This is a genomic window from Brucella sp. TWI559, from assembly GCF_039674265.1.
GTDB lineage: Bacteria > Pseudomonadota > Alphaproteobacteria > Rhizobiales > Rhizobiaceae > Brucella > Brucella chromiisoli.
In genome coordinates this window covers 56,443-81,925 of record NZ_JBDJNE010000013.1, presented here as the reverse complement: position 1 = coordinate 81,925, position 25,483 = coordinate 56,443, and the positions used below count along the sequence as shown (strand labels likewise).

The window sequence follows — 25,483 nt, the reverse complement described above, 5'->3', positions numbered from 1 at the left end:
GGCCAACAAGCCTTTCAGAAACTCCCCCATGTGCCGATCAACATCTTGAGGAAACGCTCCGCTGCAGGCGATAGCGTACCCCCCCTGCGTCTTACAACGCCTATAGTTCTTGAAATCTCAGGGTTTCGAATAGGCCTCGTGATCAAAAGTGGGTGCTCTCCCTGCGGTGTCGCCATCTGCGGTAACACAGATATGCCTAAGCCCGCCTCCACCAGACCAAGAGATGTCGACAAGTGGGTTACTTCGTAAAACCAGCGAAGTTTGATATTGGATTTTGCCAAGGCTCCATCGAGCAGTGTTCGATTGCCGCTTGAACGATGAACAGTGATAAGATGATATGGTGTCAGATCTTCCCAGCCAACTTCGGATTTTTCCGCAAGAGGATGGTCTTTGCTGGCAGCAAGAACGAAGGGGTCTTCGACAAGCCGGTCAAAGATCAGATCCGGATCGGCTGTTCCCATGATATTGATGCCGAACTCGACTTCACCGCGCGCAACGGCCTGCAATCCGTCCGTCGCCGGTAAGTCAAGAATTCGAAAGCGGATGTTAGGATATTCGATATTGAACTGCTTTATGACCTTCGGCAGAAAGTAGAAAGCGGCTGTCGGCAGACAGGCGATTGTTACAAGGCCACCGCGCTGGACGCCGGGATCACGCACTGCAAAAAGCGACCCGTCAAATTCCTCCAGCATACGCCGCACCAAAGGTAATAGTTCGGTGCCTAAAGCAGTGAGCGAAACATGTCTTGTCGTACGCTCTAAAATTGGCGCCCCAATTGCCAATTCCAGCTTCTGGATGCGTCTGCTGAGTGCTGGCTGAGACATGTTCAGCGTATCGGCAGCCCTGTGAAAACTCTCCAATTCGACAATGGCGAGAAATGCTCTTAGGTCTAGAATTTCACAATTAATGCTCATTTTGCATCAATACTCCAAATCTTCGCATTTTACATATCAATCATTTTGCCACTAAGTGCAATAAATGAACTGATTAATACCCACTACACAAGAGTGGAGGCGAAAGCGCAAGCATGAACGATCTGATCTCTATCCCCTGTGTACTGATGCGAGGCGGCACGTCGAAAGGCCCGTTCTTTCTGGCATCTGATCTTCCGACCGATCCGCGCGAGCGTGATCAGATTTTGCTTTCCATTATGGGTTCGGGTCACCCCCTTCAAATCGATGGCATCGGTGGTGGAAACCCTGTGACCAGTAAAGTTGCCATCATCGGCCCATCCAGCATTCCCGGCGTCGATATCGATTATCTTTTCGCACAGGTCCGTATTGATCAGCAGTTCGTTGATACCGCACCCAATTGCGGCAACATGCTTGCAGCTGTGGGTCCCTTCGCAATTGAGGCGGGACTTATGAAAACACAGGGCGCAACGACGCTTGTTCGTATTCACAACGTCAATACCGACAAGTTGATTGAGGCAGAAGTGCCGACACCCGATGGTAAAGTTTCATACCTCGGCGATGCCAGCATTGATGGAGTACCCGGAAAGGCGGCTCCAATTGCCCTGACCTTCATGGATGCGGCAGGTGCCCGAACAGGCAAACTTTTCCCTACCGGTGCACCCCATGAAATGATTGAAGACGTGGCCGTGACATGCATTGACTGCGCGATGCCTATGGTTCTGATCGAAGCCAACAATCTTGGTGTCAGTGGTTACGAGAGTGCTGCCGAACTCAACGCCAACACGGCGCTGCTTGCACGGCTGGAACAGCTGAGAATCGAGGCTGGCCAACGTATGGGCATGGGCGATGTCACCAATCAGGTCACGCCCAAACCCGTTCTTATCAGCAATGCAAAAAACGGCGGCGACATCAATGTGCGCTATTTCATGCCGCACGAATGTCATCCGTCGCTTGCTACCACCGGCGCCGTCGGGATCGCAACAGCCTGCATAACGGCTGATACAGTCGCATCGAAACTAATCGGTCTTCACACACCACCGCTCGTGCTGGCGATCGAACATCCCAGCGGTCATCTCGATGTCAAGCTTCAGGAGCGAGACGGAAAAGTGACTGCCGGAATTTTGCGCACAGCCCGCCGTCTTTTTGATGGGCATGTGTTTGCTAAGCCTGTCAAACAAGCCGTATGCGCGGCATAATTCAACTGGTTGCCGGGAGGGCACCACTTAACCGGAGGAAAATCAATGCGTAAGTTCATGCTCGCTCTGGCAGCAACTGTAGCTCTTGCCGGAACAGCAATGGCTGATCCGGTCCGTATTAGCGTCGGGTCTTATAATCTCAATAATTTGCCATTTCCTGTCGCACAGGGGCTGGGCCTTTATGAGAAAGAAGGGCTAGACGTCACCGTGGAGAATTTTGCTTCAGGCGGTTCAAAGACGTTGCAGGCACTCGTTGCCGGATCGACAGATATTGCCGTCGGTTTCTACGACCACACCATTCAGATGCAGTCACAGAACAAGGCCGTGGTCGGCTTCGTCGTTCTGGCACGCAATTCCGGGCTTGTCCTTGCTGGTGGAAATAATTCTAAATTCGACCCCGCCAATCCCGAAACCATCAAGGGTGCAAAAATCGGCATTACAGCGCCCGGTTCATCTTCGGACTTCTTCGTGCGTTACTATCTACAGCGCCACGGCCTTTCGGCAGATGATGTCGCTCTGATCGGTGTTGGTTCCGGTTCGGCGGCGGTTGCAGCTCTTGAACAGGGCAAGATCGACCTGCTGGTCAATTACGATCCTGCGGCAACATTTATCGAAGCCAAAGGTGTCGGCAAAATTCTGATCGATGGTCGCAGCGACGAGGGTGCCAAGGAAATCTACGGCGGTATTTATCCGACATCAGTTCTCTATGCCACGCAAAATTACATTGATGGTAATCCTGAAACCATCCAAAAAGTCACCAACGCGACAGTCAAGGCACTCGAATGGATGAACACCCATTCGGCAGAGGAAATCGTTGAAAAGCTGCCTAAGGAATTCATCTCGGGCGACCGCGATGCGTATATTCAAGCCGTAAAGAATGCCAAGGCGATCTTTTCCACGGATGGAAAATTCGATGAGGAAGATGTCAAAACGCCACTGGTTGTTCTGAATAGCTTCAATAAAAAAGTTGCGGCAACCGAAATCGATCTTTCGAAAACATACACAAACAGCTTCGTCGATAAAGCACCGCACGCGGCTACGAACTAGAAGGAGGAGGCAATGTCATTAGCCGTTGTCAAACCTGCGCCGGAAGTCGCAGCAAGCCCCAGCCCAAAAGCAATGGTATCAATTGATGCCGTTACAATGTCGTTCGGCAACTTTGTTGCGGTCGAAAATGTCAACCTCACGGTTGCGGATGGCGAGTTTCTCGCCATCGTTGGCCCGACAGGTTGTGGGAAAAGCACCATCCTCAACGCCATAGCAGGATTGCTGAAACCCTCACACGGAACAGTGTCAGTCGATGGAAAAGCCGTCACTGGTGTGCACCATGATATAGGATATCTGTTTCAGCAGGACGCACTTCTGCCATGGAAAACAGCGCTTGAAAATGTCGAGCTTGGTCCGATGTTTAAAGGCATAAGCGCTTCCGAACGCCGCAAAAGTGCGCTCAACTGGCTTGCCAAGGTGGGTCTGAAAGGTTTTGAGCACCGTTATCCCCATCAGCTTTCCGGCGGTCAGCGCAAGCGTGTGCAGATGGCTCAAGCGCTTATCACAGGTCCAAAAGTCATCCTGATGGATGAGCCGTTCTCCGCACTCGATATCCATACGCGTCACCTTATGCAAAATGAGCTTCTCCGGCTCTGGCAGGAAGAACGCCGCGCTGTTGTGATGATTACGCATGATCTTGAAGAAGCCATAGCGCTTGGTGATCGTGTCGTCGTTTTGGCCGCTGGCCCCCGCAGCCACGTGATCGATAGTTTCCCCGTCGATCTCGACCGTCCGCGCGACGTCGCAGAAATCAAACTCGATCCGCGCTTCATGGATCTTTATCGCAATATTTGGGCGTCGCTGCGCGGCGAAGTGGAGAAAAGCTATGAACGCCATGACTGAACGTCTTATCCAGGTCGGTTTGCTGGTTATCATTCTCGGCGGCTGGCAGCTCGGCACATCGCTGGGTTTCATCGACGTATTTTTCTTCCCGGCACCACTGAATATTTTCAATCAGGTCGTGGAGTGGATAACCGATACAAGTTTCTATCGTCACGTATCGATCACTTTGACAGAAACCGTTCTCGGCTATCTGATCGGCACGGGTCTTGGCGTTGCTGCAGGCGTATGGCTCGGTCTTAGCCGCAGTGCTTCGCGCATTCTCGACCCCTTCATCAAGTGCCTGAACGCTATCCCGCGCGTTGTTCTGGCGCCAATCTTTGTGCTTTGGTTGGGTCTTGGCCTCTGGTCCAAGGTCGCACTCGCCGTCACACTGGTGTTCTTCGTGACCTTCTTCAACGCAATGCAGGGTGTGCGCGAAGTCAATCCGGTCGTGCTTTCAAATGCGCGTATCCTCGGCGCCAAACGTTCTGATCTCCTGCGTCACGTCTATTTCCCGGCAGCAGCAAGCTGGATCTTGTCCTCTTTGCGCACCTCCGTCGGCTTTGCAGTGGTTGGCGCGATCATCGGCGAGTATCTTGGTTCGTCCGCCGGTCTAGGCTATCTTATCGCCCAGGCTGAAGGCAACTTCGATGCGGTTGGCGTATTTGCCGGTATCCTGATTTTGGCAGTCTTCGTTTTGATCATCGACAGTATTCTTGATGTGGTTGAAACGCGCCTCATAAAATGGCGTCCAAATGCCAGCGAGCGGTCGGCCTGATCCCTCCACTCGCGACGTTAGAAATAAGCCCGATGCCATAATGGCGTCGGGCTTCATCGTCTTTAAAGTGCTCACTCATATATCCTTCTATATGCCCATCGGAAAAACAGAGTCCTGACCACAAAACCCGCCATGAATTCATCCTTCATGTCATTTCGGGCATTCGTTGCGTTGTTTGGATTGATTCAGCATTTTATGCTTTTCAGTTATTGCGATATTCGATGTGGCGATCCCATCCGCCGCAGACAGGTGCGACTGAAGGAGACTGGTTTGAAGACGCTGCTATTGACGAAGGATGACGTCAAAAAACTCATTTCGCTGTCTGCGGTCATAGACGCTGTTGAAGACGCTTATTGTGCATTCAGCAGCGGTCAGGTGGAGCAGCCGGATTATATTGGCATACATCTACCTGCACCACGCGGTGAAATTGACTTCAAGCTGGGCTATTTGAAATCATCTGAGATGATATCAATGAAAGCGTCTTCGGGCGGGTTCAGGGACAATCCTTCTCGTCATGGCGTTCCGAACGGCATGGGAACGATCCTTCTTTTTGACGCACAAAGTTGTGCGTTGGTATGCGTGATGGATGGCAGCTTGATCACGGGCCTGAGGACTGGGGCTGCCGGTGCGATTTCGGTCAGATTATTGGCTCGCAAAGACGCGAGAAAACTAACGTCAATCGGCACGGGCAATCAGGCACGCATGCAAATTAGAGCAATCCGCGAAGTAATGCACATTGAGGAGATTCATGCGTGGCATTCTAACCCTGAAACACTGTCAAAATACAAAGCTGATATGGAAGGCGAGTTTAATATTCCTGTTATAATGGCGGCATCCAAACGAGAAGCTGTAGAACAAGCGGACATCTTGGTTACCACCACACGTGGCAAGGGGTCGTTGGTGGAAGCGGATTGGATAAAACCAGGAACGCATATTGTTGCGATTGGAACAGATGCTCAGGGCAAGCAGGAACTGGAGCCTGAAATATTTCGAAATGCTAAAATCGTCACAGACTCGACAAGCCAGTGTTCGCAAAAAGGTGAGACCTGGCACGCGCTCAATCACGGCATCATTTCCATGAGTGAAATTCACGCCGAAATTGGCGAGATCCTGATCGGCACAAAAGCAGGACGTGAGAATGCAGAAGAGATAACAATCTTCGATTCAACAGGAATGGCTGCGCAAGATAACACGACAGCCAATGCGATCTATAATCGTGCCCTTCGCCAAAATGTCGGCACCAGATTTTCCTTTTTTGAGCAATAGCAGCGTCCCACTCGGGAAGCACGGTTTCGAAGTTTAAAGCAAAGCGCATGCAGGCGGTGATGAATGCTAAACTATCCCACAATTGAAGACATTCGAGATGCACAAACACGCATTGCGCCGTATGTTTATCATACCCCCCTCCTGAGGGCTGACAAAATCGCATCCAAAGTCGCTTGTAATTTATATCTTAAGCCAGAAACTCTTCAGCTAACGGGCGCATTCAAGATACGAGGCGCTCTGAACGCAGTGCTATCGCTTCCACGTGAGAAGATTGCCAACGGGATTATCTCGTCATCTTCTGGAAATCATGCACAGGGATTGTCCTATGCGGCGCGTATGATGGGCGTCAAAGTTGTCCTTGTGCTTCCTGTGACTACCCCGAAAATCAAGATAGCGAACACGCGCGCTTTAGGAGCTGAGGTCATTTTATTTGATGGTGACAACGCGACAAGATGGAAAGAGGTGTATCGGATCGCGGAAGCCAATAACTATGCAGTGATTCATGGCTTCGAAGATCCAATGGTCATGGCGGGCCAGGGCACAATTGGATGCGAGATTCTCGAAGACCTGAAGGACGTCAACACTGTGATTGTCCCTCTTGGTGGCGGTGGTCTGATTTCCGGTGTTGCGACAGCAATCAAGGAAATGAACCCCTCAGTTCGGGTTATTGGTGCAGAGCCAGCTCTGACGCCCAAATATTACTGGAGCCGAAAGAACGGTGAACCCACATCACTTCCTCTTAAGGATACCATCGCAGATGGTCTGAGGATCAGTGTGCCCGGACGCAATCCTTATCCAATTATTGAGAAATATGTGGATGAGATCGTTCTTGTCGAAGATGCGCATATCGTTGCAGGAATGCGGGCGCTGGCGACTGACGCAAAACTCATCGCCGAACCCGCCGCGTCAATAGGTATAGGCGCACTCCTGGCCGGCTCTGTAAAAGTACAAAAGGACGAGAATGTCTGTGCAATTTTGACAGGCGGGAACTGGGATCTGGGCGACATTGCCGAAATCTATCGTGAGAAGGATTGAGCCCAAGCAAAATACTGCAAAGCTATTTGATCTTTTTGGCCCTTTTGGATGGACTACTCGAATTGGATGATTATTCCATCCCATATTCTGCGAATGAAGGGCTTTCGTTTTGCTCGTAAAGCCATCGTTAAGGTTTTCTCGCGAATTTTTCAATTCGGCTGGGCTGTTGATCGTGACCGACACACCCTCGAATTTATGCTGTCCAAACGCCGGGTTTTCGAAGCAGCGTGGCGTTTCTTGGAGAAGGCACACAGGGCAATGGCATTTGAAGCAAGGCTTCTGATGCGCAAGCAAAAACAATCAACAAAATTATACTGATAAGCTTTATAACTAAAAGGCAACGACCATTGATCGTTGCCCTGAAATTATTCCATCACAAAAGGGTATCAGAGTTTTACCAATCGCTCGGTCAGCAGCGCGAAGAAACCATCCGCATCGACATCGTTGATGAAGAATGCGTTCTTTGGACGATCGGTCACTTCCCACCAGTCGACGACTGTTTCACCGATGGTCAATTCCGAATTGATCTCGATTTCCACGTTGCAATGGCGGCCTGAATAGAGTTCAGGCTTCAGCAGATAGGCGATAACGTTCGGGTCATGCAGCGGGCCGCCATCGGTACCGTATTTTGCTTCATCATAGCGCTCGAAGAATTCAAGCCATGCAGCAACCACTTCGCCGACATGTGTGCCGAGGCCGCGAATGGCTGCGATGCGCTTCTCGGTGGTCAGCACCTTGTGCGTGACATCGAGTGGCATCATGGTGATCTGGATGCCTGATTTGAGCACAACTGCGGCTGCATGTGGATCCACATAGATGTTGAACTCAGCCGATGGCGTGATGTTGCCGCCCTCGAAATAGCCGCCGCCCATCAGCACGATTTCCTTAACGCGTTCAGCAATTTTTGGCTCGCGGATAAGGGCCGATGCGATGTTGGTAAGGGGGCCAAGCGGGCACAGTGTTACAGTGCCTGGCTCTTCTTTCATCAGTGTTTCGATAATGAAATCCACACCATGCTGCGTCTGAAGCTGCATGGTGGGTGCGGGCAGATCATAGCCATCAAGGCCGGTCTTGCCATGAACGTTTTCAGCCGTCACGAGCGGGCGCACCAGCGGACGGATGGAGCCAGCAAATACTTTTGTGCCCGGCTTTTTCGCAACTTCACAAATGGTGCGGGCATTGATTTCAGTGCGAGCCAGCGGGCCGTTACCAGCAACGGCGGTGATGCCGAGAATGTCGAGCTCAGGGCTTGCGAGTGCCAGAAGAATGGCGACTGCGTCGTCCTGACCGGGATCGGTATCAATAATGATTTTACGGGCCATGATATGTTCCTGATAGGGGATTTTAAAGAGCGTTGCGCGCTGCACCGACCGTCTGATCGACCAGCGCATCGAATGAGATTTTCGCCGGGCGGCGCATATAGGTGACGATGTCGTCGGCGAGGAGTGGTTTTGACCAGCGTTCTGCGATAATGCCGGGGCCGTGCTGGATGGCGATCATGCTGAGAATCTGCGCGGCATTGCAGTCAACATCGTGGCCGATGCCGCAGACAATTTCCAGCGTGCGGTCGAAATCACCTTCACCGAACCAGAGTGCCACAACTTGCGCGGCTGCATTTGGCGTGACGTGAATCCAGTTATATTCCGCATATTCGGCGTCGCACTTTGCCCAGGCGTCCTGCCAGTTTTCTGTTGTATTACAGGCATCAAGCGCGAAGGTGAGAACCGCACCATATTCCGTGTCGGTCGAGAAAAGCGCTGCCGTTGAGACCAGCAATTCGCGTGTGTTTTGAACCGCAAAGGCGCGGGCTGCCATGACGGCATTGAAAACCTCGCCCAGGATTCCGTTTCCTGCGTGGGAGATTTCCGCATCCATCCAGGCAAGACGAGCAGCTTCACGCGCACGTCCCGGCACGACCATGCCGCAGATTGTACCGCGCATCTGTGCGCCGATCCATTCATCGAACGGATTGTCGGACGTGCCGGTTTCGGGTGCTGTGTGACCTCGGCGCATATTGGAAAGGGCGATTGCCTCCGCCGACCAGCCAAGCGGGATCAGCGATGTCCAGCGCTCGGCAATGTCGGCGCTGGTCACCGCAGAACCTTTTTCACCAAAGGCTTCGAGAAAAGCGATCTCGAAGGTGATGTCGTCATTATAGGTGTTAGGCTCGCGCACATAATCGCGTATCGGACCGAAGACTTCTGCAATGTTTTCAGCCGTATAGCCTTCAAGTGCGGTGCCAGCGGCAGCACCCACCAGCTGCGCCATCCATGCACCCGCGATACGGTCGCGGAAATCATCAGACTGGATAGGATAAGACACATTTTCCGGCCACTTCACGCTCGCATCAAACGCGTCCCATGATGGAAAGCGGATGGTTTTCTGCGATGGATGCTCGGGATCGGGCTTTGCCGCACGCATGAGTATACGCAAACGCATGTCGATGCGATACAGCGTCTCAAAGTCAGAGCGCTCCAGCGCTGCAAGCCCGTCGCGCAGAAGCTCTGCATATGGTGCCAGTACATACCCCTTGTTTTCAAGCGATTGCAGCGCACCGGCCATCAGGCATTCGGGTGCTGCTGAACCCGGCACATTGCTTTTCCAGAACATGGCCATGAGATCGTCCTGCGCCTTCATGACGGCGCTTGCGTCCCATGTCTGCTCTTCTGCCGTGCGCACCACTGGCTTTGTGTTGCGCAGCAGATCGCGTGTCAGCTCCCAGGCTTTCATGTTTTTCTCGTTTTCATGCATTTCAGGATTTCTTCAACTGTCTTGCACGCCGCTGTCTTCTTGCGGCGTGTACCGTCAGCACCACAACGGGCACGAGATAAGGGATCATCTGCATTAGCTCGAACGGCAACCCAAGGCTTTGCAAGGTGATCGCCAGCGATTCCGCTGCGGCCAGAACGAGGCTTGCGGCCAGAGTTCCCCACGCCGTTCCCTGCCCCATCACTTCGGCAGCAATGGCGATGAAGCCGCGACCAGCGGTCATGTTCTGACCGAACCATGTGACATAGCCGAGCGAGAGATAGGCACCTGCCGCACCGCCAAAGATGCCCGAAAGTATGAGTGCCTGCATCTGAACGCGTCCGGTGTGAATGCCTGCCGCTCGCGCCGATTTCGGATCGACACCGGTTGCACGTAAGTGCAGGCCAAAGCGTGTGCGCATCATCAGAAGGCTGACAGCCGGAACCGCCAGCAATGCGGCGAAGCTCAGAATATGGATGTTGCCGATGTAGGGCACCGAAAGGCTTGGCAGCGCCCCGCTTTTCAACGCGCCTGACATGCCCTTGTCACCGGTGGCAACGAAAAGCCCCAGTGTTGTTCCCGCTGCCGCCGCAATATTAAGTGCAATGCCGGTCATAATCAGATCTGTGCCAAGCTTGTTGACTGACAGCGACATAAGCCAACCGAGAAAGGCCCCGACTATAAGGGCTGCTAGGAGACCGATGGCCGGGCTTCCCGTGGCAGCACTTGCGAGCACCGCAATGAGCGCTGCGGTCAGCATCATGCCTTCCATGCCGATATTCAGCACGCCAGCGCGATCAGAAATCATCACGCCAAGCGCTGCCAGCAACAAGGGCGTGGCGACACGCAGAATGGTTGCGATAAAGGCTGGATCGAGAATTTGTGCAAGAACTGCGCTCATGACTGTTCTCCTTCCCGATTGCGGAGGTTTCGGATCACGCGCAAAACTGTCGGGTGATTGTGAATGACGCTTGCTGTTGCGCCCACCATGATAGCAGCAGTTATCAGGCCGACCACTTCGGTCGGAATATTCATATTGCGGGCGAGAAGATCCCCTCCAACCTGAACAAAGCCCAGAAACAGCGCTGCTGGAATGAGCAGGAACGGGTTTTCACGGCCAAGAATGGCCACCACCAGACCCGTCCATCCATAACCGGGCAGATCAAGCCATGCGAAACGGTTATGCAGGCCCAGCACTTCCAATGCACCGGCCATGCCAGCCACCAGACCACCAACGATCTGAGCGCGCATGATAATGCCCTTGAGCGGCAGTCCGAGATGGTTTGCGAAACCGGGGCTGGAGCCAGCAATGCGGATATTGAGGCCCGAACGTGTCCAGTAAAGCCAGATGCCGCCCGCAATACAGGCGAGAATGGCAATGATCGATCCGGAGTTTAGGCGTGTGCCCGCCAGCAGCCGATCAAGCTTGGCATCGGCTGGAATGCGCAACGACATCATGCCGCCCGCAGCCGGATCGCGGATGACATAATTGAGGACGAACAGGCCCAAAAACAGGAAGGCATAGTTGAGAACCAGCGATGTGACCATTTCGGATGCGCCAAAACGCAATCGCAGCGCCGCTGGAATTGTACAGGCAAAGCTGCCCGCGACCGCACCGCAAAGGATCGCCACCGGAAGCGAGAACCAGCCAAGTGACGGCAGCAGAACGGCGCCTGCAACTGCACCAAGCGCACCAAGGAAAAAGCCGCTTTCTGCACCAAGATTAAACAGTCCGGAGCGGAAAAGAATAGTGATGGCAAGGCCTGTCAGCATGATCGGTGTTGCCGCTTCCACCACATTGCCCATATGGCGAATGCTCCCAAATGGCCCGAGGAAGAAGGTTTTCAGCACACCTGCCGGATTATCCTGCATCAAGGCCAGTGGCACGATCAGCAGCGCCATGATGATGCCGATCACCAGCACGGTCAGAAAGAAGGGAATAAGATAGGATATAAATCTACGCATTAGGCTGCAACTCTCTGCTTAAGCATGATCTTATCCAAAAACCGTTTTACACTTTTTGGGATCATGCTCGCGTGCCCAGCATATAAGGTCCAAGGACTGCCGGCGTAATGTCGGGTCCGTTTCTGAGAACGGCAACAATCCGGCCATTGAAGAACACGACGATGCGATCGCTTAACCGCAGCAATTCATCGAGATCGGCGCTGACGAGAAGCACAGCACAGCCACCCTGCGCCACTTCATCGATGCGGCGATGCAGGAAGGCTGCTGCCGAAACATCAATGCCGCGTGTGGGTTGATCGGCGATCAGGAATTTAGGATTGGTGGCAAGTTCGCGCGCGGCGATAAGCTTCTGCGCATTACCGCCAGACAGCGAGTCGAGCCTTTCGGTGATCGCACCTGCACGCACCGAATATTGTTTAATCATGCCATTGACACGCGCTTTGATCGCGCTCCAGCGCAGGAAGGGGCCGAAATCAGTGTCGCGGTTTCCGTCCGTGCCGGCAATCGTGTTTTCAGCCAGAGACAGGCCCGGCGCACCCCCTTGTGAAAAGCGGTCGGCAGGAAGATAGGCCAAGCCTTTCTCGCGCCAGCTTGCCGTGTCGGCGGTGGTCATATCGGCCCCGTTCAGGGTGATTGTGCCTTGAGAAGCTTGCATCAGGCCTGAGAGTGTTGAAACCAGACCGCGCTGGCCGCTGCCATCGACGCCCGCGACACCGACGATTTCACCTTCGCCGATGGTGAGGTTTACATCGCGGATACGGTCGGCAGGGTCGAGGGCTTCAATGGTTACGCCCTTCATTTCAAGCACGGTTTGCGTGAGGTTCGTCTTGTGCGCGCGTTGGGGAATTTCGACAGCGTGGCCCATAACCATCTGCATGATGGCATCGTCGGGCACATCTGCAAGCTTTTCTGTGCCAGCAACGGCACCAGCGCGCAACACGGTGACGCTTTCAGCCAGTTCGCGCACTTCATTGAGCTTATGCGAAATGAAGAGGATGGTAATGCCTTCATCGCGCAGTGCTTTCAGCCTGCGCATCAGTTCTTCGATTTCGGGCGGCGAAAGAACAGCCGTTGGCTCATCGAGGATCAGCAGCCGTGTGCGGCGCGCCAGCGCCTTGAGGATTTCGATCTTCTGCTGTGCTGCAACCGACAGCGTGCCAGTAATCGCATCCGGGTCGGCGTGCAGATCATAATGCTGCATGAGTTCTTCGACTGATTTGCGTGCGCTTACACGGTCGATAAAACCACCTTTTACGGGTTCATGGCCGAGGATGATATTTTCGGTGACGGTCAGTGTCGGCACCAGCGAGAAATGCTGATGCACCATGCCAATGCCTTTGGCCGCTGCATCGTCCGGCGACCAAGAAGAAATTGTCTGGCCGTCGATCACAATCTCGCCTGCAGTGGCATTCTCAATGCCAAACAGGATTTTCATGAGCGTGGATTTGCCTGCGCCGTTTTCGCCGCAAATGGCATGGATCGAACCGGCACGGATCGAAAACGACACATCGCGCAGCGCGACAGTGCCATTCGGATAGACCTTGCTCACATTACGGAAGGCGACGATTACATCGCCGCCTTCATTGTTTTTTATCTGGTTTTCCACGATTATGGACGAACCTTGTTACGGATCGCGTTGAGGTCTTCGGTGCTCATGCCAAAGGCTGTTGGAACCGTGATCTTGCCGTCGGAAATTTCATCGGAAGCTTTCTTAATCGCATCCTTGGTTTCCTGTGAGGCCATCGTCGCCATATTGCCGTCCTGCACGATGCCGACAGCACCTTCCTTCAGGCCTAGCGCTTCGGCTTTTCCGAATGGCAGACTGCCTTCCTTGAAGCGGTCATAGGCCTGCAAAAGGCTGACATCGACGTTTTTCAGGACGGAGCTGACGACCTGTTTTGCCATGGCAGGGTCGCTGTCCTTGAAGATGGCTTCCTGATCGGAATCGACACCCAGAACATATTTGCCGGTTTCTTTGGCTGCCGAAAGCTGGCCAAGGCCGGTCTGCGAGGCAACAACGAAACCAAGCGGCACGCCAGAGCGATATTGTGCGAGTCCAAGTTCCTTGCCCTTTGCCGCATCCATGAAGGAGCCTGCATAGGAGATCGAGATTTTCGTTTGCGGATCAATGGCTTGGACACCGGCAATATAACCGACGAGGAAGTCGTTGATGACAGGAATATCCATGCCGCCTAGGAAGCCGAGCTTGTTGTCGCTCTCGCCGAGCTTGCCGTCTTTGAGCAAGGAGGCCGCTAACATCCCACCGAGATAGGAACCTTCGTTCTGCTTGTACTGGATGGAATAGACGTTGTCGTAGCCGCCTTCTTCATAAGGCACGCTTGCATCATAGAGGACATATTTTTTGTCTGGGTATTGCTGCGCAACGGAGCCAACGGTTTCCGACATCTGGTAGGTGCCGCCGATGATCAGATCCCAGTCCTGCTCAGAAGCATCGAGGAAAACCGGCTCCCATTTGGTCGGATCGTCACCTATTTCGAGGATCTTGGTTTCAACGTCGTCGCCATACTTGTCCTTGATCATCTTCATGCCATTGGCAGCGGAATCGAAGAAAGATTTATCGCCGAGCGCGCCATTGATGATGAGCAGGATCTTGTCCTGAGCCTGCGCTGCCGTGGTGGCAAAGCTGCCCATCGCCGTGGACCCGGCGAGAGCGAGAGCAAGATGAAACATTCCTCGTCTGGTGAACTTGAACACAACAGAACTCCATTTTTACATCAATAAAGAGATGGATTTTCTGTTTTGGGCTTGTCGCCTCGTTCTACAGATCCCCCACACCTGCCCGATCAAACGACGACACTGGGATCAAGTCAATCTGAAACTTCTAAGAGAACTGTGGACACTTATAATACTGGAGCTAGTACATGGACCAAATTTCAACATTTGGCCTGTTTTATGTCCAGCTAACCGCTACAAACAGGAAAGCTTTGGCACCGTCATATCGCAGTTCAGCGATGCAGGCTCGAATGAGACAATTGCTGGATCAAATCCATCAAAGCGGTATAAACGCCATTCAAAGGCAGTCGGGCATGAACGCAAGCAGAATCGAGCGCTTGATCAAATATCGCTATTTGGATCAAACAGTTAATTCGTCACCACGACCTAAGAAAAAGCCGGGCTTGCTGCCCGGCTTTCAATCTCGCAATTAACCCGCTGAAAACGTATTCGGGTTTGGTCCGATACGGCCATCTGTCTTATCCAGCTTGGTGATGGCATCATGGTCTGTACCGTTGAGGCTAAAATCGAAAATATCGAAATTTTCCTTGATCCGCGCAGGTGTTACCGACTTCGGAATAACGATGTTGCCGGTCTCAATATGCCAGCGCAGGATAATCTGCGCTACGGATTTACCGTGTGCTTTAGCGATTGCTGTGAGGACAGGGTTTTCCAGGATCTTGCCCTGTCCAAGCGGGCTCCAGGCTTCCGTTGCAATGTCGTGCTTGCTGTGGAACAGACGCAACTCGTCCTGCTGAAACTGCGGATGCAGCTCAATCTGGTTGAGAACTGGCGTGACATCGCTTTCCTTGAGAATGCGCTCAAGATCGGCCGTGCGAAAGTTCGAAACACCAATAGATTTTACACGGCCTTCTTGCTTCAACTTGATGAAAGCGCGCCATGTTTCCATGAACAAATCCTTCGCCGGGATCGGCCAATGGATAAGATACAGATCAACATAATCGGTGCCAAGCTTTTTCAAGCTGGTGTCAAAAGCCTTGAGCGTCGATTCATAACCCTGATCGCTGTTCCAGAGTTTGGTTGTCAGATAAATGTCGCCGCGTGCGATACCTGACTCTTTGATTGCTTTGCCGGTGCCTTCTTCATTGCCGTAGATTGCAGCGGTGTCGATATGGCGATAGCCGACTTTCAACGCTTCACTCACAGCGGCAATGGCTTCATCATTGCCAACTTGCCAGACACCGTAACCCAGCTGTGGAATGTGATTGCCGTCGTTGAGCTTTATCGCCGTTACGGTCATGTTATGGTCCTTCCCTCTTACGTACATACATTTTGATTTCGCTGTTTTCAGCATATGGGTGTTCGTTTGAAAAGTGAAAGCCATTTCCGACGGGTTTCTTGGCGATCAGCGCGGTTTCCTTACTAAAGATGCCAAAGGTTTCAACTAAATGACAAAGAAGGCCGCTGTTATAAGGATAACAGCGGCCTGATTGCGGCGTTTTAAACGAAAATTGATCAGCGTACGACCACGCGGGTTCCCACCGGAACACGTCCGTAAAGGTCGCTCACATCTTCGTTACGCATACGGAAACAGCCTGATGACATGGCTTTTCCAATGGTCCATGGCTGGTTTGTGCCGTGAATACGGTAGAGTGTAGAACCCAGATACAGTGCGCGTGCACCAAGAGGATTGTTGATGCCACCCTTCATCTGTGCGGGCAGAATGCGTCCCTTTTTGCGCTCACGGGCGATCATTTCCTTTGGCGGTGTCCAGGTTGGCCATTCGGCTTTACGGCTTACACGTTGCGTGCCTTTCCAGCCAAAGCCCTGCTTTCCCACGCCAATGCCATAGCGCCGCGCCTGACCGTTGCTTTGCACCAGATAAAGAAAGCGCTTACCGGTATCGATCACGATGGTTCCCGGCTTTTCGCCGCCGGAATAAGAGACGGTTTGTGGAAGATACATCGGGTCAAGCTGTGACTTCTTACGCACAACCTTTACCGGATTGGCCGACGGGCGCTGCTGGCTCGCGTTCTGATAATGTGCCTTTGGCGGCTGCTTTTGCCGGATTATTGTGCGCTTTTGCGGCTGTGCAACAACAGGCTGCGTCATGACGCGGACATCTGGTCCGTTGAGCTGGGCGACCCAGCGCTGCGATGTTTCATTGTCAACGCGAACCGGTGGTTGCGTGCTGTAACGATCACTGGCAAAAGCCATGCCGGTGGTTACGATTGAAACGGCAATAGCCGCAAATGATCCTATCAAAAGCAGATGACGTGGTTTCATGAGCCAAATCCGTCTGTTTTGCGTCCTGCATTCTCGCCGACGCGGTTGCCCGTCGCGCTCCTGACATTTGCTGTCAGGAGAACAGCCCCGAATTTCATGGGCTCATTGTGCCGTGCAAAGGAATCATAAAAGTAAATTTTGCCGCTTTTGGAGCGGGCGTTTTCTTGAAATTAAAGTCGTGGTTAGCGCGAAGTTGCGCGACATGGTAAAGAATTGATGAAGGTTGAGGGGGCAGAAATGGGTGATAGCGTGCAGCAAAAGACCGGGTTGATCGTCAATGCGGATGGCAAGATGCGCTGTTTCTGGCCCGGTGAGCTGCCCGATTATATCGCTTATCACGATCACGAATGGGGCGTGCCGGTCACGGATGACAAACGCCTATTTGAGAAAATCTGCCTTGAGGGATTTCAATCCGGCCTGTCATGGCTGACGATTTTGCGCAAGCGGGAGAGTTTCCGTGCGGCCTTCGATGGCTTTGATTTTTATCGTGTTGCTCTTTATGGCGATGCCGAGATTGAGCGATTGGTGAATGATAAGGGCATAGTGCGCCATCGCGGTAAAATTGTTTCGACAATCAACAACGCAAAGCGAGCAATCGAGCTTGTTAAAGAAAAGGGGTCGCTTGCGGCTTATTTCTGGTCGTTTGAACCGGGTGCTGCGGATCGTCCGCTGGTGGTGGATTATCCGACCTTGACTGCCAATCCCACCACAGCCGTTTCAACCCGTATTTCAAAAGACCTCAAGAAGCGGGGCTGGTCTTTTGTCGGGCCAACAACCGTTTATGCTTTCATGCAAGCCATGGGGCTGGTCAATGATCACATTGAGGGCTGCCATTGCCGCCAGAATATTGAAAGACTCCGGCAGGAATTGAAACGGCCTCAATAACAAGAGGGGCTGATTGCACCGGGTTCGGTTTTCTGGCAGAACGACATCACAGGAGATAAAAATGGATCTGACATCACTTGTGGCTTTCGCTGGTATTCTGGTTGTTGCGGCGGGTACGCCGGGGCCAAATGTCGGCGCGCTTGTTGCGCGCGTTATCAGCCGCGGTCATAAGGGCGTGTTTCCATTCATGTTCGGTCTGTGGCTTGGTGATGCCATCTGGCTGTCGCTTGCTGTGTGGGGCTTGTCGGCGCTCGCAAACAGCTTTCACACCGTATTCCTTGTGCTTAAATATCTCGGGGTCGCTTATCTGATCTATCTGGCTTGGAAAATGTGGATTGCCCCTGTCGAGACAACAACAGACGAAAACGCCATCCCGCAGGATGGTGAGGCGAAGAAGCTGTTCTTCAGTGCCTTGGCAGTCACGCTTGGCAATCCAAAAATCATGGTTTTCTATATTGCGATCCTGCCAACTGTCATCGATATTACCCATGTTTCCATGGTTGGATGGGCTGAATTGCTGTTTGTTATGTTTGCCGTGCTGGCCGCCGTTGATAGCGCATGGGTGGTGCTTGCGGCACAGGCGCGTCGGTTTTTGCGCAGCCCGCGCGCAATGCGAATTGCAAATCGCACAAGTGCCGGAATGATGGCCGGTGCAGCCGTTGCGATTGCCACACGGTAATCTGCGTTTTTAAACACTCTCCTGCACTTGCCGCACCCGTTTTGATGCGTTAGGAAACCGGCAATGAATTGTCGGTTTTTGCCGATACAACGTGAACAAAATCAATGAGCAGGCGGAAAAATGGCCGATAAAGCGGACAAGATGAAGGCGCGGTTGCCGCGCGGGTTTGTCGATCGGGTGCCGGATGATCTGCGCGCCACCGAAAAGATGATCGCAACCATCCGGGAGGTTTATGACCTTTATGGCTTTGAGCCGGTGGAAACGCCGCTCATTGAATATACCGACGCGCTTGGAAAGTTTCTGCCTGATCAGGATCGCCCGAATGAAGGCGTTTTCTCGTTTCAGGATGATGATGAGCAGTGGCTGTCGCTGCGTTATGATCTGACTGCACCGCTTGCACGCTTTGTGGCTGAAAACTACGAAAGCCTGCCAAAGCCTTATCGCAGCTATCGCAATGGCTGGGTTTTCCGCAATGAAAAGCCGGGGCCGGGTCGTTTCCGCCAGTTTATGCAGTTTGATGCCGACACGGTTGGCGCGCCGAATGTTTCGGCTGATGCTGAAATGTGCATGATGATGGCCGATACGGTTGAGCGGCTTGGCATTTCGCGCGGCGATTATGTGATCCGCGTCAACAACCGCAAGGTTCTTGACGGCGTGCTCGAAGCCATTGGCCTTGAAGGCGATGCGAATGCGGGCAAGCGACTTAACGTGTTGCGCGCCATCGATAAGCTCGACAAATTCGGCCCTGACGGCGTGCGTCTTCTACTGGGCAAGGGGCGTCTCGACGAAAGCGGCGACTTCACCAAGGGGGCTGAACTGTCTGATGCGGCTGTCGAAAAAGTTCTGGCTTTTACCGCTGCGGGTGGCGCAACCGGTGCTGAAACGATTGCCAATCTGCAAGCCGTTGTTGCCGGTAATGCGAAGGGCGAAGAAGGCGTGAAAGAGCTGGCCGATATGGAAGCTCTGTTTGACGCTGGAGGCTATGAAGGGCGCGTGAAGATCGATCCATCGGTTGTACGTGGTCTTGAATATTATACCGGTCCGGTGTTCGAAGCCGAGCTTCTGTTTGATGTCACCAACGAAGATGGCCAGAAGGTTGTGTTCGGTTCGGTTGGCGGCGGCGGTCGTTATGATGGCCTGGTTTCGCGCTTCCGCGGCGAGCCAGTTCCGGCAACGGGCTTCTCCATCGGCGTTTCGCGCCTGATGACGGCGCTCAAAAACCTCGGCAAGCTGGATGTCACCAATGTGGTCGGCCCGGTCGTTGTGCTGGTGATGGACAAAGATGCGCAAAGCCTTGGCCGCTATCAGAAGATGGTTTCTGATCTGCGTCAGGCTGGCATCCGCGCTGAAATGTATGTCGGCGGCTCCGGCATGAAGGCGCAGATGAAATATGCAGACCGCCGTGATGCGCCATGCGTCATCATTCAGGGTTCGCAGGAACGTGAAGCGGGCGAAGTTCAGATCAAGGATCTGATTGAGGGCAAGCGGATTTCCGCCGAGATTGAGGACAACGCAACCTGGCGCGAAAGCCGCCCGGCGCAGGTCACGGTTAAGGAAGACGGCATCGTTGACGCCGTTCGCGAGATACTCGACGCGCAGGCACGTGATCGCGCACAGCAGGCAAAGTGATAGGGCAATGACTGGATCACGTACTTCACCGATTTTCACGACGCTTCGCGATCAACTTAACGCAAGCGAAGCGGAACTGGTTGATATTCCGCTGATCCAGCCTGCTGATCCGTTTCTGGATATGGCAGGTGAGGATCTGCGCCGTCGTATTTTTCTGACTGAAAACGAAAATGGCGACAGTCTTTGCCTGCGTCCTGAATTCACCATTCCGGTCTGCCGCAACCATATTGCACTCAATGCGGCAACACCGAAACGTTATGCTTATCTCGGTGAAGTTTTTCGGCAGCGTCGCGATGGTGCAGCGGAGTTTCTTCAGGCCGGCATTGAAGATCTTGGTGCAACCGATGAGGCCCTATCGGATGCACGCTCAATTGCCGATGCGATAGCCTGCGTTAAATCAGCAGCGCGTGTGCAGCTTGAAATTGTTCTCGGTGATCAGGCCGTCTTTGCAGGTATGCTGAAAGCTCTGGGTCTTCCGCAGGGTTGGCGCAAAAAGCTGCTGCGTGCGTTTGGCGACGAACGGACGATGGAAGCAGCCTTCGCTGAATTGACAGGCGAACAGCGCACCGATCCATTGCCTGAACAGCTGGCCGGTTTGGTTGCTGAAGGTGACGAGGCAGGATTGGCGCGTGTGATTGAGGTAGAAATGCTCGAAGCCGGCATTTCACCCGGCTCAGGCCGTACGCCTGTGGAAATCGCCCGTCGCCTGATCGAAAAAGAAGATCTGGCTGCAACGCGGTTTCCAGCTTCGGCTCTGGATGTGTTGAAGCGGTTTCTTGCAATCCGTGTTTCGCTGGAAGCGGCAGGCATCACACTGCGCGCCTTTGCAGCCGATAATGCGCTTGATCTGAGTGCTGTGCTGCAAAAATTTGAAGCGCGTACCGATGCGATCATCGCTGCGGGCATTGCTGCCGAAGACATTGTTTATGACGCTTCGTTTGGCCGTCCGCTCGATTATTACACGGGCCTTGTCTATGAAATTCGCCGTGCCGGTAGCGATAAGGATATGGTTCTGGCGGGTGGCGGTCGCTATGATCGCCTGTTGACCATGCTTGGCGCATCCGAAAACATTCCGGGGGTTGGTTTTTCCATATGGCTTGACCGGTTAGAGATGCTGGCAGGAGAACAATCATGAGTGTAACGCTCGCATTGCCATCCAAGGGACGGTTGAAAGAGCAGACGCTCGCCGTTCTCCAACAGGCTGGATACAAGATCATTCTGCCGGAAGATTCCCGCAATTATCGCGCACGCGTCGAAGGTGACAACAATCTCGATATTCTGTTCCTCTCCGCCTCTGAAATTGCGCGTGAACTGGGTTATGGAAGCGTCGATCTTGGCGTGACGGGCGAGGATCTCGTTCGTGAAACGCTGGCGCATGCCGATGAGCGCGTGGCCATTGAAGCAGAGCTTGGCTTTGGTCATGCCGATGTCGTGGTTGCCGTACCGGAGGTCTGGCGCGATGTGACCACCATGGCTGATCTTGATGATGTGGCGGCCGATTTCCGTCAGCGTCATGGCCGCCGCCTGCGCATTGCAACCAAATACTGGCGTCTGACGCAGCAGTTCTTTTCGCAGAAGCACGGTATTCAGGTTTATCGTATTGTTGAAAGTCTGGGTGCCACCGAAGGTGCGCCAGCCGCAGGCTCTGCCGATATGATTGTTGACATTACATCAACAGGTTCGACACTAACGGCAAACAAGCTCAAAGTGCTTGAGGATGGGGTCATCCTGCGCTCGCAGGCCTGTCTTGTTTCAGCGCGGCGGAGCGAAGAAAATCCGCATGTCGCGGATGTCGTTTCGCGTATCCGAAAGGGTCTGGCTGGATAAAAAGATAATATAGAATTTTAAAAGCCGGTCTGAAGTTCAGACCGGCTTTTTAGTTTTTAGTTTTTAGGCTTGCTGCCAATCAGGCCATAATAGGCGATATAGATGTAGCAGATAATTGGCATCAGGAATGCCAAATGAATCCCAACCGTATCGGCCAGTGCGCCCTGAATAAGCGGAATAATCGCACCGCCAACAATTGCCAGACACAGAATGCCGGACCCCTGGCTGGTGTGCTTGCCAAGACCATGCAGTGCAAGACTGAAAATCGTCGGGAACATGATCGAGTTGAAGAGGCCAATCGCCAGAACCGACCACATGGCAACATGGCCAGTCGTTGCGACTGTGATGAGCAGCAGAACAATCGCCATGGCCGCATTGAAAGCCAGCGCCTTGCCATCATCGACATAACGCATTGCTGCCGCACCGATGAAACGGCCAATCATGGCACCGCCCCAGAAATAGGAAACGTAGTGCGCAGCTTCGGCTTCTGCGAGACCAGCCACATTCGGATCATTGAGGAAGTTCACAAGGAAACTGCCAACACTGACTTCAGCGCCAACATACACAAATAGACCGATAGAGCCCAATACCAGATGGCGATACTGCCATGCTGAACCATCTTCCTTTGTGAGGACCGCTGTTTCTTCTTCCTGAACATCAGGCAGTTTCAGGATTGCAAAAACGATTGCAAGGACAGCGAAGGCCAATGCAAGCAAAAGGTAAGGAAACTGAACAGCATCTGCCTGCGCAGAGCTTGCAGCATCGCTCGTCGCTGCGGATAGGATCAGGAGTGCGCCAAAGGATGGCGCGACAGTTGTGCCAAGCGAGTTAAAAGCCTGTGTCAGCGTAAGGCGGCTGGCTGCTGTTTCAGGTTTTCCGAGGATCGTGACATATGGATTGGCTGCCACTTGAAGGATAGTGACGCCCGATGCCAGCACAAACAGCGCTCCGAGAAACAGAGCATAAACCTGATAGGATGCTGCCGGAATGAACAGCGCACAACCGACGGCGGCGACAACAAGCCCGGTGACGATGCCCCATTTATAGGAAATGCGTTTCACCAGCGCGCCAGCAGGCAGCGAGACGATGAAATAAGCGCCAAAAAAGCAAAACTGAATCAGCATCGACTGGAAGTAGTTAAGCTGGAAGACGCTTTTGAGATGCGGGATCAGAATGTCATTGAGACAAGTGATGAAGCCCCACATGAAGAAAAGCATCGTGAGGCTGGCAAGTGCGAAGCTGTAATTATTGCCCGAATGGGCACCAGCGCGCGGCTGATTGTTCGTTGTGGGGGAAACGGCCATTTTTTCTCTACAAGCTAAGTTATGAGACATGCCTTGGGAGGGCGATATGTCTTTCCAAAATCAAAATACGAGGTTGCAATATCTTACAAGACTGTCCCATGCAATCAGCGTGGATTTTAAGTAACAGTTCTGTGTCTTGATGCAGAAAATGCTAAAAAGCCGCGCTGTGAGGCACGGCTTTTTACATCAGGGTGTTGATGGCTGATCAGCTGCGCTTGGCATCGATCGAAATCGAACCGGCACCGTGCAGTGCGAGAAGGATCAGGCCGCCAGCAATGGCGAGGTTCTTCTGTGCCATCAGAGCGTTCATGCCTTCAGCGAAGTTCATGTGCGCTACAAGCGTTGCGCCAATGGTGAACAGAGCCACGATTGCAGCAGCAATGCGGGTCTGAAAGCCAACGAGAATGGCGAGGCCGCCGAGGAACTCAACCAGACCAACCACAACGGCAGTCACCGTTGGAACCGGAAGGCCGAGACCTGCAAAATAACCGGCTGTGCCGGAAATTGCAGTCAGCTTGCTAAAGCCAGCAAGGATGAACAGGATCGAAAGAAAGACGCGTGCGATGAGCGTGGCCAAGCCATTGCTCTGGGGAGTGATTGAGGACATAGGGGATCTCCATTTAAGCTAGGCAATCAATAACCACAACGGACTGTCAAGGAAAGATAGATATTCCTCGACAGTTTGTTCGCTTTTCGTAGACAGTTATTCCGGCGCAATCATGCGTTCTGCACGAACCAGCTTTTGGTAATCTTCTTCGGAGACATGGCCGCTTTTCAATGCTTCTTCGCGCAGGGTAGTGCCATTCTTATGTGCGGTTTTCGCAATTTTTGCCGCATTGTCATAGCCAATCGCCGGTGCAAGTGCCGTCACCAGCATCAGGGAGCGTTCCAGCAGGTCTTTGATGCGATCTTTATTGGCTTGAATACCGTCCACACAATGGTCGGCAAAGGAGACCATGGCATCGCTTAAGATACGGATCGACTGCAAGACGTTATAAGCAATGACCGGCTTGAAGACGTTAAGTTCAAAATGTCCCTGGCTGGCAGCAACAGTTACAGTGGTCTGATTGCCGAAGACTTGTGTTGCGACCATGGTTAACGCTTCTGCCTGTGTCGGATTGACCTTGCCGGGCATGATTGATGAGCCGGGCTCATTTTCTGGCAACGACAACTCGCCGAGACCAGAGCGCGGGCCAGAGCCGAGGAAGCGGATGTCATTTGCAATCTTGAAAAGATCTGCGGCCAATGCGTTCAAGCTGCCGTGGAAATTTGCAAGAGCACCGTGGCTTGCAAGCGCTTCAAATTTGTTCGGCGCCGTTTTGAAGCTCAGGCCGGTAATTTCGCTCACTGCATCGGCAAAGCCCGTGTCGAAACCCTTCGGTGCATTCAGGCCCGTACCGACGGCGGTTCCCCCCTGTGCCAGCAGGAAGACATCGGCAAGCGACTGTTCAATGCGATGGCGGGCATATTCAAGAGCGGCACGATAGCCCGAAAACTCCTGCCCCAATGTGACGGGGGTAGCGTCCTGCGTGTGCGTGCGACCGATCTTGATGATGTCTTTGAAGGCTTCTTCCTTGGCTTTGAGAGCCTTGGTGAGATGTTCGAGTGCCGGGTAAAGCCGATTTACGGCTTCAACAGCGGTCGCGATATGGATAGCGGTCGGGAAACTGTCGTTTGACGACTGGCTCATATTAACATGATCGTTGGGATGAACAGGCTTTTTCGAGCCAAGTTCACCGCCCAGCATTTCGATCGCGCGGTTTGAGATGACTTCATTGGCATTCATGTTGGACTGCGTGCCAGACCCCGTTTGCCAGACGACGAGCGGGAAATGATCATCAAGCTTGCCTTCAATCACTTCAGATGCTGCAACTGCGATGACCTGTCCCAGAACCGGATCAAGTTTGCCAAGCGCGATATTGGTTTCAGCTGCCGCACGCTTGACCACACCCAGTGCATGAACCAACGGCAGGGGCATACGTTCTCCGCCGATCTTGAAGTTTTGTAGGGAGCGTTGCGTTTGCGCACCCCAATAGCGGTCCGCGGCAACATCAATCGGTCCGAACGTATCTGTTTCGGTGCGCGTGGCAGTCATTTTCAGTCTCCGGCTTGTTTCAGGCGGCAAAATGCCCGCCTGTAGAATCGAGAATAACAGCATTGCTAGATTATTGGCTACGGAATGCTTTTATGGCAAAGCCCTAGCTCTCAATCATTTGATAAAATATGAATAAAAAAGTCAAATTTTATCAAATGAAATTCTTGTGCAAGATTTAAACGACTCCCTGTTTTGGTTGAATCATTGGAAGTGCTGCTCAAGTTTGTGGACATTTAAAATCCGCAGCTCGTCAATTTCATGCTTCCTTTTGCGGCTGGTTACCGCTGTCAGGTACAGCAATGATCATTGTTCT

25 protein-coding genes are annotated in these 25,483 nt (G+C 52.9%); 13 read left to right on the top strand and 12 right to left on the bottom strand.

Annotated elements, in window-relative coordinates:
* Window positions 1-14 precede the first annotated feature (14 nt).
* A complete protein-coding gene (locus tag ABE530_RS15175) occupies window positions 15-914 on the bottom strand; it encodes a LysR family transcriptional regulator (protein WP_265986293.1) in 900 nt (299 codons plus the stop codon).
* A 113-nt stretch (window positions 915-1,027) separates the two neighbouring features.
* Between ABE530_RS15175 and ABE530_RS15170 the strand changes: the two genes are divergently transcribed.
* The 7 genes from ABE530_RS15170 to ABE530_RS15140 all read left to right on the top strand — a co-directional run bounded on the left by ABE530_RS15170 (window position 1,028) and on the right by ABE530_RS15140 (window position 7,376).
* Window positions 1,028-2,110 carry a 4-oxalomesaconate tautomerase gene (locus tag ABE530_RS15170; RefSeq protein ID WP_499695059.1) on the top strand — a complete coding sequence of 361 codons (1,083 nt, stop codon included), beginning with the start codon at window positions 1,028-1,030 and terminating at the stop codon, window positions 2,108-2,110.
* Between the two features lie 45 nt (window positions 2,111-2,155).
* The gene (locus tag ABE530_RS15165; RefSeq protein ID WP_265986291.1) at window positions 2,156-3,157 is read left to right on the top strand and encodes an ABC transporter substrate-binding protein; all 1,002 of its coding nucleotides are present in this window, start codon (window positions 2,156-2,158) and stop codon (window positions 3,155-3,157) included.
* 12 nt (window positions 3,158-3,169) lie between these two features.
* The gene (locus tag ABE530_RS15160; protein ID WP_396998953.1) at window positions 3,170-4,000 is read left to right on the top strand and encodes an ABC transporter ATP-binding protein; all 831 of its coding nucleotides are present in this window, start codon (window positions 3,170-3,172) and stop codon (window positions 3,998-4,000) included.
* The gene (locus tag ABE530_RS15155; protein ID WP_396998954.1) at window positions 3,984-4,757 is read left to right on the top strand and encodes an ABC transporter permease; all 774 of its coding nucleotides are present in this window, start codon (window positions 3,984-3,986) and stop codon (window positions 4,755-4,757) included. Before ABE530_RS15160 ends, ABE530_RS15155 begins: the two co-directional genes overlap by 17 nt.
* Window positions 4,758-5,027: 270 nt before the next feature.
* Window positions 5,028-6,023 (top strand): ornithine cyclodeaminase family protein, encoded by a 996-nt coding sequence (locus ABE530_RS15150; RefSeq protein WP_499695058.1) that lies wholly within the window; start codon window positions 5,028-5,030, stop codon window positions 6,021-6,023.
* 63 nt (window positions 6,024-6,086) lie between these two features.
* Window positions 6,087-7,058: a threonine/serine dehydratase family protein gene (locus ABE530_RS15145; protein ID WP_499695057.1), complete on the top strand. Its 972-nt coding sequence runs from the start codon at window positions 6,087-6,089 to the stop codon at window positions 7,056-7,058.
* 66 nt (window positions 7,059-7,124) lie between these two features.
* Entirely contained in the window at window positions 7,125-7,376 is a 252-nt protein-coding gene (locus ABE530_RS15140; RefSeq protein WP_499695056.1) for a hypothetical protein, read from the top strand.
* A gap of 68 nt (window positions 7,377-7,444) precedes the next feature.
* On the opposite strand, the gene ABE530_RS15135 is transcribed toward ABE530_RS15140, so the two are convergent.
* The 6 genes from ABE530_RS15135 to ABE530_RS15110 all read right to left on the bottom strand — a co-directional run bounded on the left by ABE530_RS15135 (window position 7,445) and on the right by ABE530_RS15110 (window position 14,486).
* On the bottom strand, window positions 7,445-8,380 hold the full coding sequence (locus ABE530_RS15135; RefSeq protein ID WP_499695055.1) for a nucleoside hydrolase: 936 nt from the start codon (window positions 8,378-8,380) through the stop codon (window positions 7,445-7,447).
* 22 nt (window positions 8,381-8,402) lie between these two features.
* On the bottom strand, window positions 8,403-9,788 hold the full coding sequence (locus tag ABE530_RS15130; protein WP_499695054.1) for an ADP-ribosylglycohydrolase family protein: 1,386 nt from the start codon (window positions 9,786-9,788) through the stop codon (window positions 8,403-8,405).
* Between the two features lie 22 nt (window positions 9,789-9,810).
* A complete protein-coding gene (locus tag ABE530_RS15125; RefSeq protein WP_499695053.1) occupies window positions 9,811-10,707 on the bottom strand; it encodes an ABC transporter permease in 897 nt (298 codons plus the stop codon).
* Entirely contained in the window at window positions 10,704-11,771 is a 1,068-nt protein-coding gene (locus ABE530_RS15120) for an ABC transporter permease (protein WP_499695052.1), read from the bottom strand. The genes ABE530_RS15125 and ABE530_RS15120 overlap by 4 nt, the downstream gene beginning before the upstream one ends.
* Window positions 11,772-11,832: 61 nt before the next feature.
* Complete coding sequence (locus tag ABE530_RS15115) at window positions 11,833-13,377, bottom strand: ABC transporter ATP-binding protein (RefSeq protein WP_499695051.1); 1,545 nt, start codon at window positions 13,375-13,377, stop codon at window positions 11,833-11,835.
* A 2-nt stretch (window positions 13,378-13,379) separates the two neighbouring features.
* Window positions 13,380-14,486 carry a BMP family ABC transporter substrate-binding protein gene (locus ABE530_RS15110; protein ID WP_499695050.1) on the bottom strand — a complete coding sequence of 369 codons (1,107 nt, stop codon included), beginning with the start codon at window positions 14,484-14,486 and terminating at the stop codon, window positions 13,380-13,382.
* A gap of 167 nt (window positions 14,487-14,653) precedes the next feature.
* Here ABE530_RS15110 and ABE530_RS15105 point away from each other — a divergent pair, with 167 nt between their 5' ends.
* Window positions 14,654-14,938, top strand: a complete 285-nt coding sequence (locus ABE530_RS15105; protein WP_499695049.1) for a hypothetical protein — start codon at window positions 14,654-14,656, stop codon at window positions 14,936-14,938.
* Here the strand turns inward: ABE530_RS15105 and ABE530_RS15100 are convergent.
* A complete protein-coding gene (locus ABE530_RS15100; protein WP_499695048.1) occupies window positions 14,935-15,765 on the bottom strand; it encodes an aldo/keto reductase in 831 nt (276 codons plus the stop codon). The genes ABE530_RS15105 and ABE530_RS15100 overlap by 4 nt on opposite strands.
* A gap of 215 nt (window positions 15,766-15,980) precedes the next feature.
* Complete coding sequence (locus ABE530_RS15095) at window positions 15,981-16,751, bottom strand: L,D-transpeptidase (protein WP_499695047.1); 771 nt, start codon at window positions 16,749-16,751, stop codon at window positions 15,981-15,983.
* Between the two features lie 237 nt (window positions 16,752-16,988).
* Between ABE530_RS15095 and ABE530_RS15090 the strand changes: the two genes are divergently transcribed.
* The 5 genes from ABE530_RS15090 (at window position 16,989) to hisG (ending at window position 21,771) form a co-directional block, all read left to right on the top strand.
* On the top strand, window positions 16,989-17,636 hold the full coding sequence (locus tag ABE530_RS15090; RefSeq protein WP_499695046.1) for a DNA-3-methyladenine glycosylase I: 648 nt from the start codon (window positions 16,989-16,991) through the stop codon (window positions 17,634-17,636).
* Between the two features lie 61 nt (window positions 17,637-17,697).
* Complete coding sequence (locus tag ABE530_RS15085; protein ID WP_499695045.1) at window positions 17,698-18,315, top strand: LysE family translocator; 618 nt, start codon at window positions 17,698-17,700, stop codon at window positions 18,313-18,315.
* Between the two features lie 120 nt (window positions 18,316-18,435).
* Complete coding sequence (gene hisS, locus ABE530_RS15080; protein ID WP_265986111.1) at window positions 18,436-19,944, top strand: histidine--tRNA ligase; 1,509 nt, start codon at window positions 18,436-18,438, stop codon at window positions 19,942-19,944.
* 7 nt (window positions 19,945-19,951) lie between these two features.
* Window positions 19,952-21,079, top strand: coding sequence for an ATP phosphoribosyltransferase regulatory subunit (locus tag ABE530_RS15075; RefSeq protein WP_265986112.1), 1,128 nt, complete (start codon window positions 19,952-19,954; stop codon window positions 21,077-21,079).
* Window positions 21,076-21,771 carry an ATP phosphoribosyltransferase gene (gene hisG, locus ABE530_RS15070; protein ID WP_499695044.1) on the top strand — a complete coding sequence of 232 codons (696 nt, stop codon included), beginning with the start codon at window positions 21,076-21,078 and terminating at the stop codon, window positions 21,769-21,771. The genes ABE530_RS15075 and hisG overlap by 4 nt, the downstream gene beginning before the upstream one ends.
* A gap of 56 nt (window positions 21,772-21,827) precedes the next feature.
* Here hisG and ABE530_RS15065 read toward each other — a convergent pair whose 3' ends face one another.
* From ABE530_RS15065 to fumC, 3 genes are all read right to left on the bottom strand, one after another.
* Window positions 21,828-23,075, bottom strand: a complete 1,248-nt coding sequence (locus tag ABE530_RS15065; RefSeq protein WP_265986114.1) for a sugar MFS transporter — start codon at window positions 23,073-23,075, stop codon at window positions 21,828-21,830.
* A 205-nt stretch (window positions 23,076-23,280) separates the two neighbouring features.
* Window positions 23,281-23,682, bottom strand: a complete 402-nt coding sequence (locus tag ABE530_RS15060; RefSeq protein ID WP_265986115.1) for a DoxX family protein — start codon at window positions 23,680-23,682, stop codon at window positions 23,281-23,283.
* Between the two features lie 96 nt (window positions 23,683-23,778).
* Complete coding sequence (gene fumC / locus ABE530_RS15055; protein ID WP_499695043.1) at window positions 23,779-25,170, bottom strand: class II fumarate hydratase; 1,392 nt, start codon at window positions 25,168-25,170, stop codon at window positions 23,779-23,781.
* Window positions 25,171-25,483 lie beyond the last annotated feature (313 nt).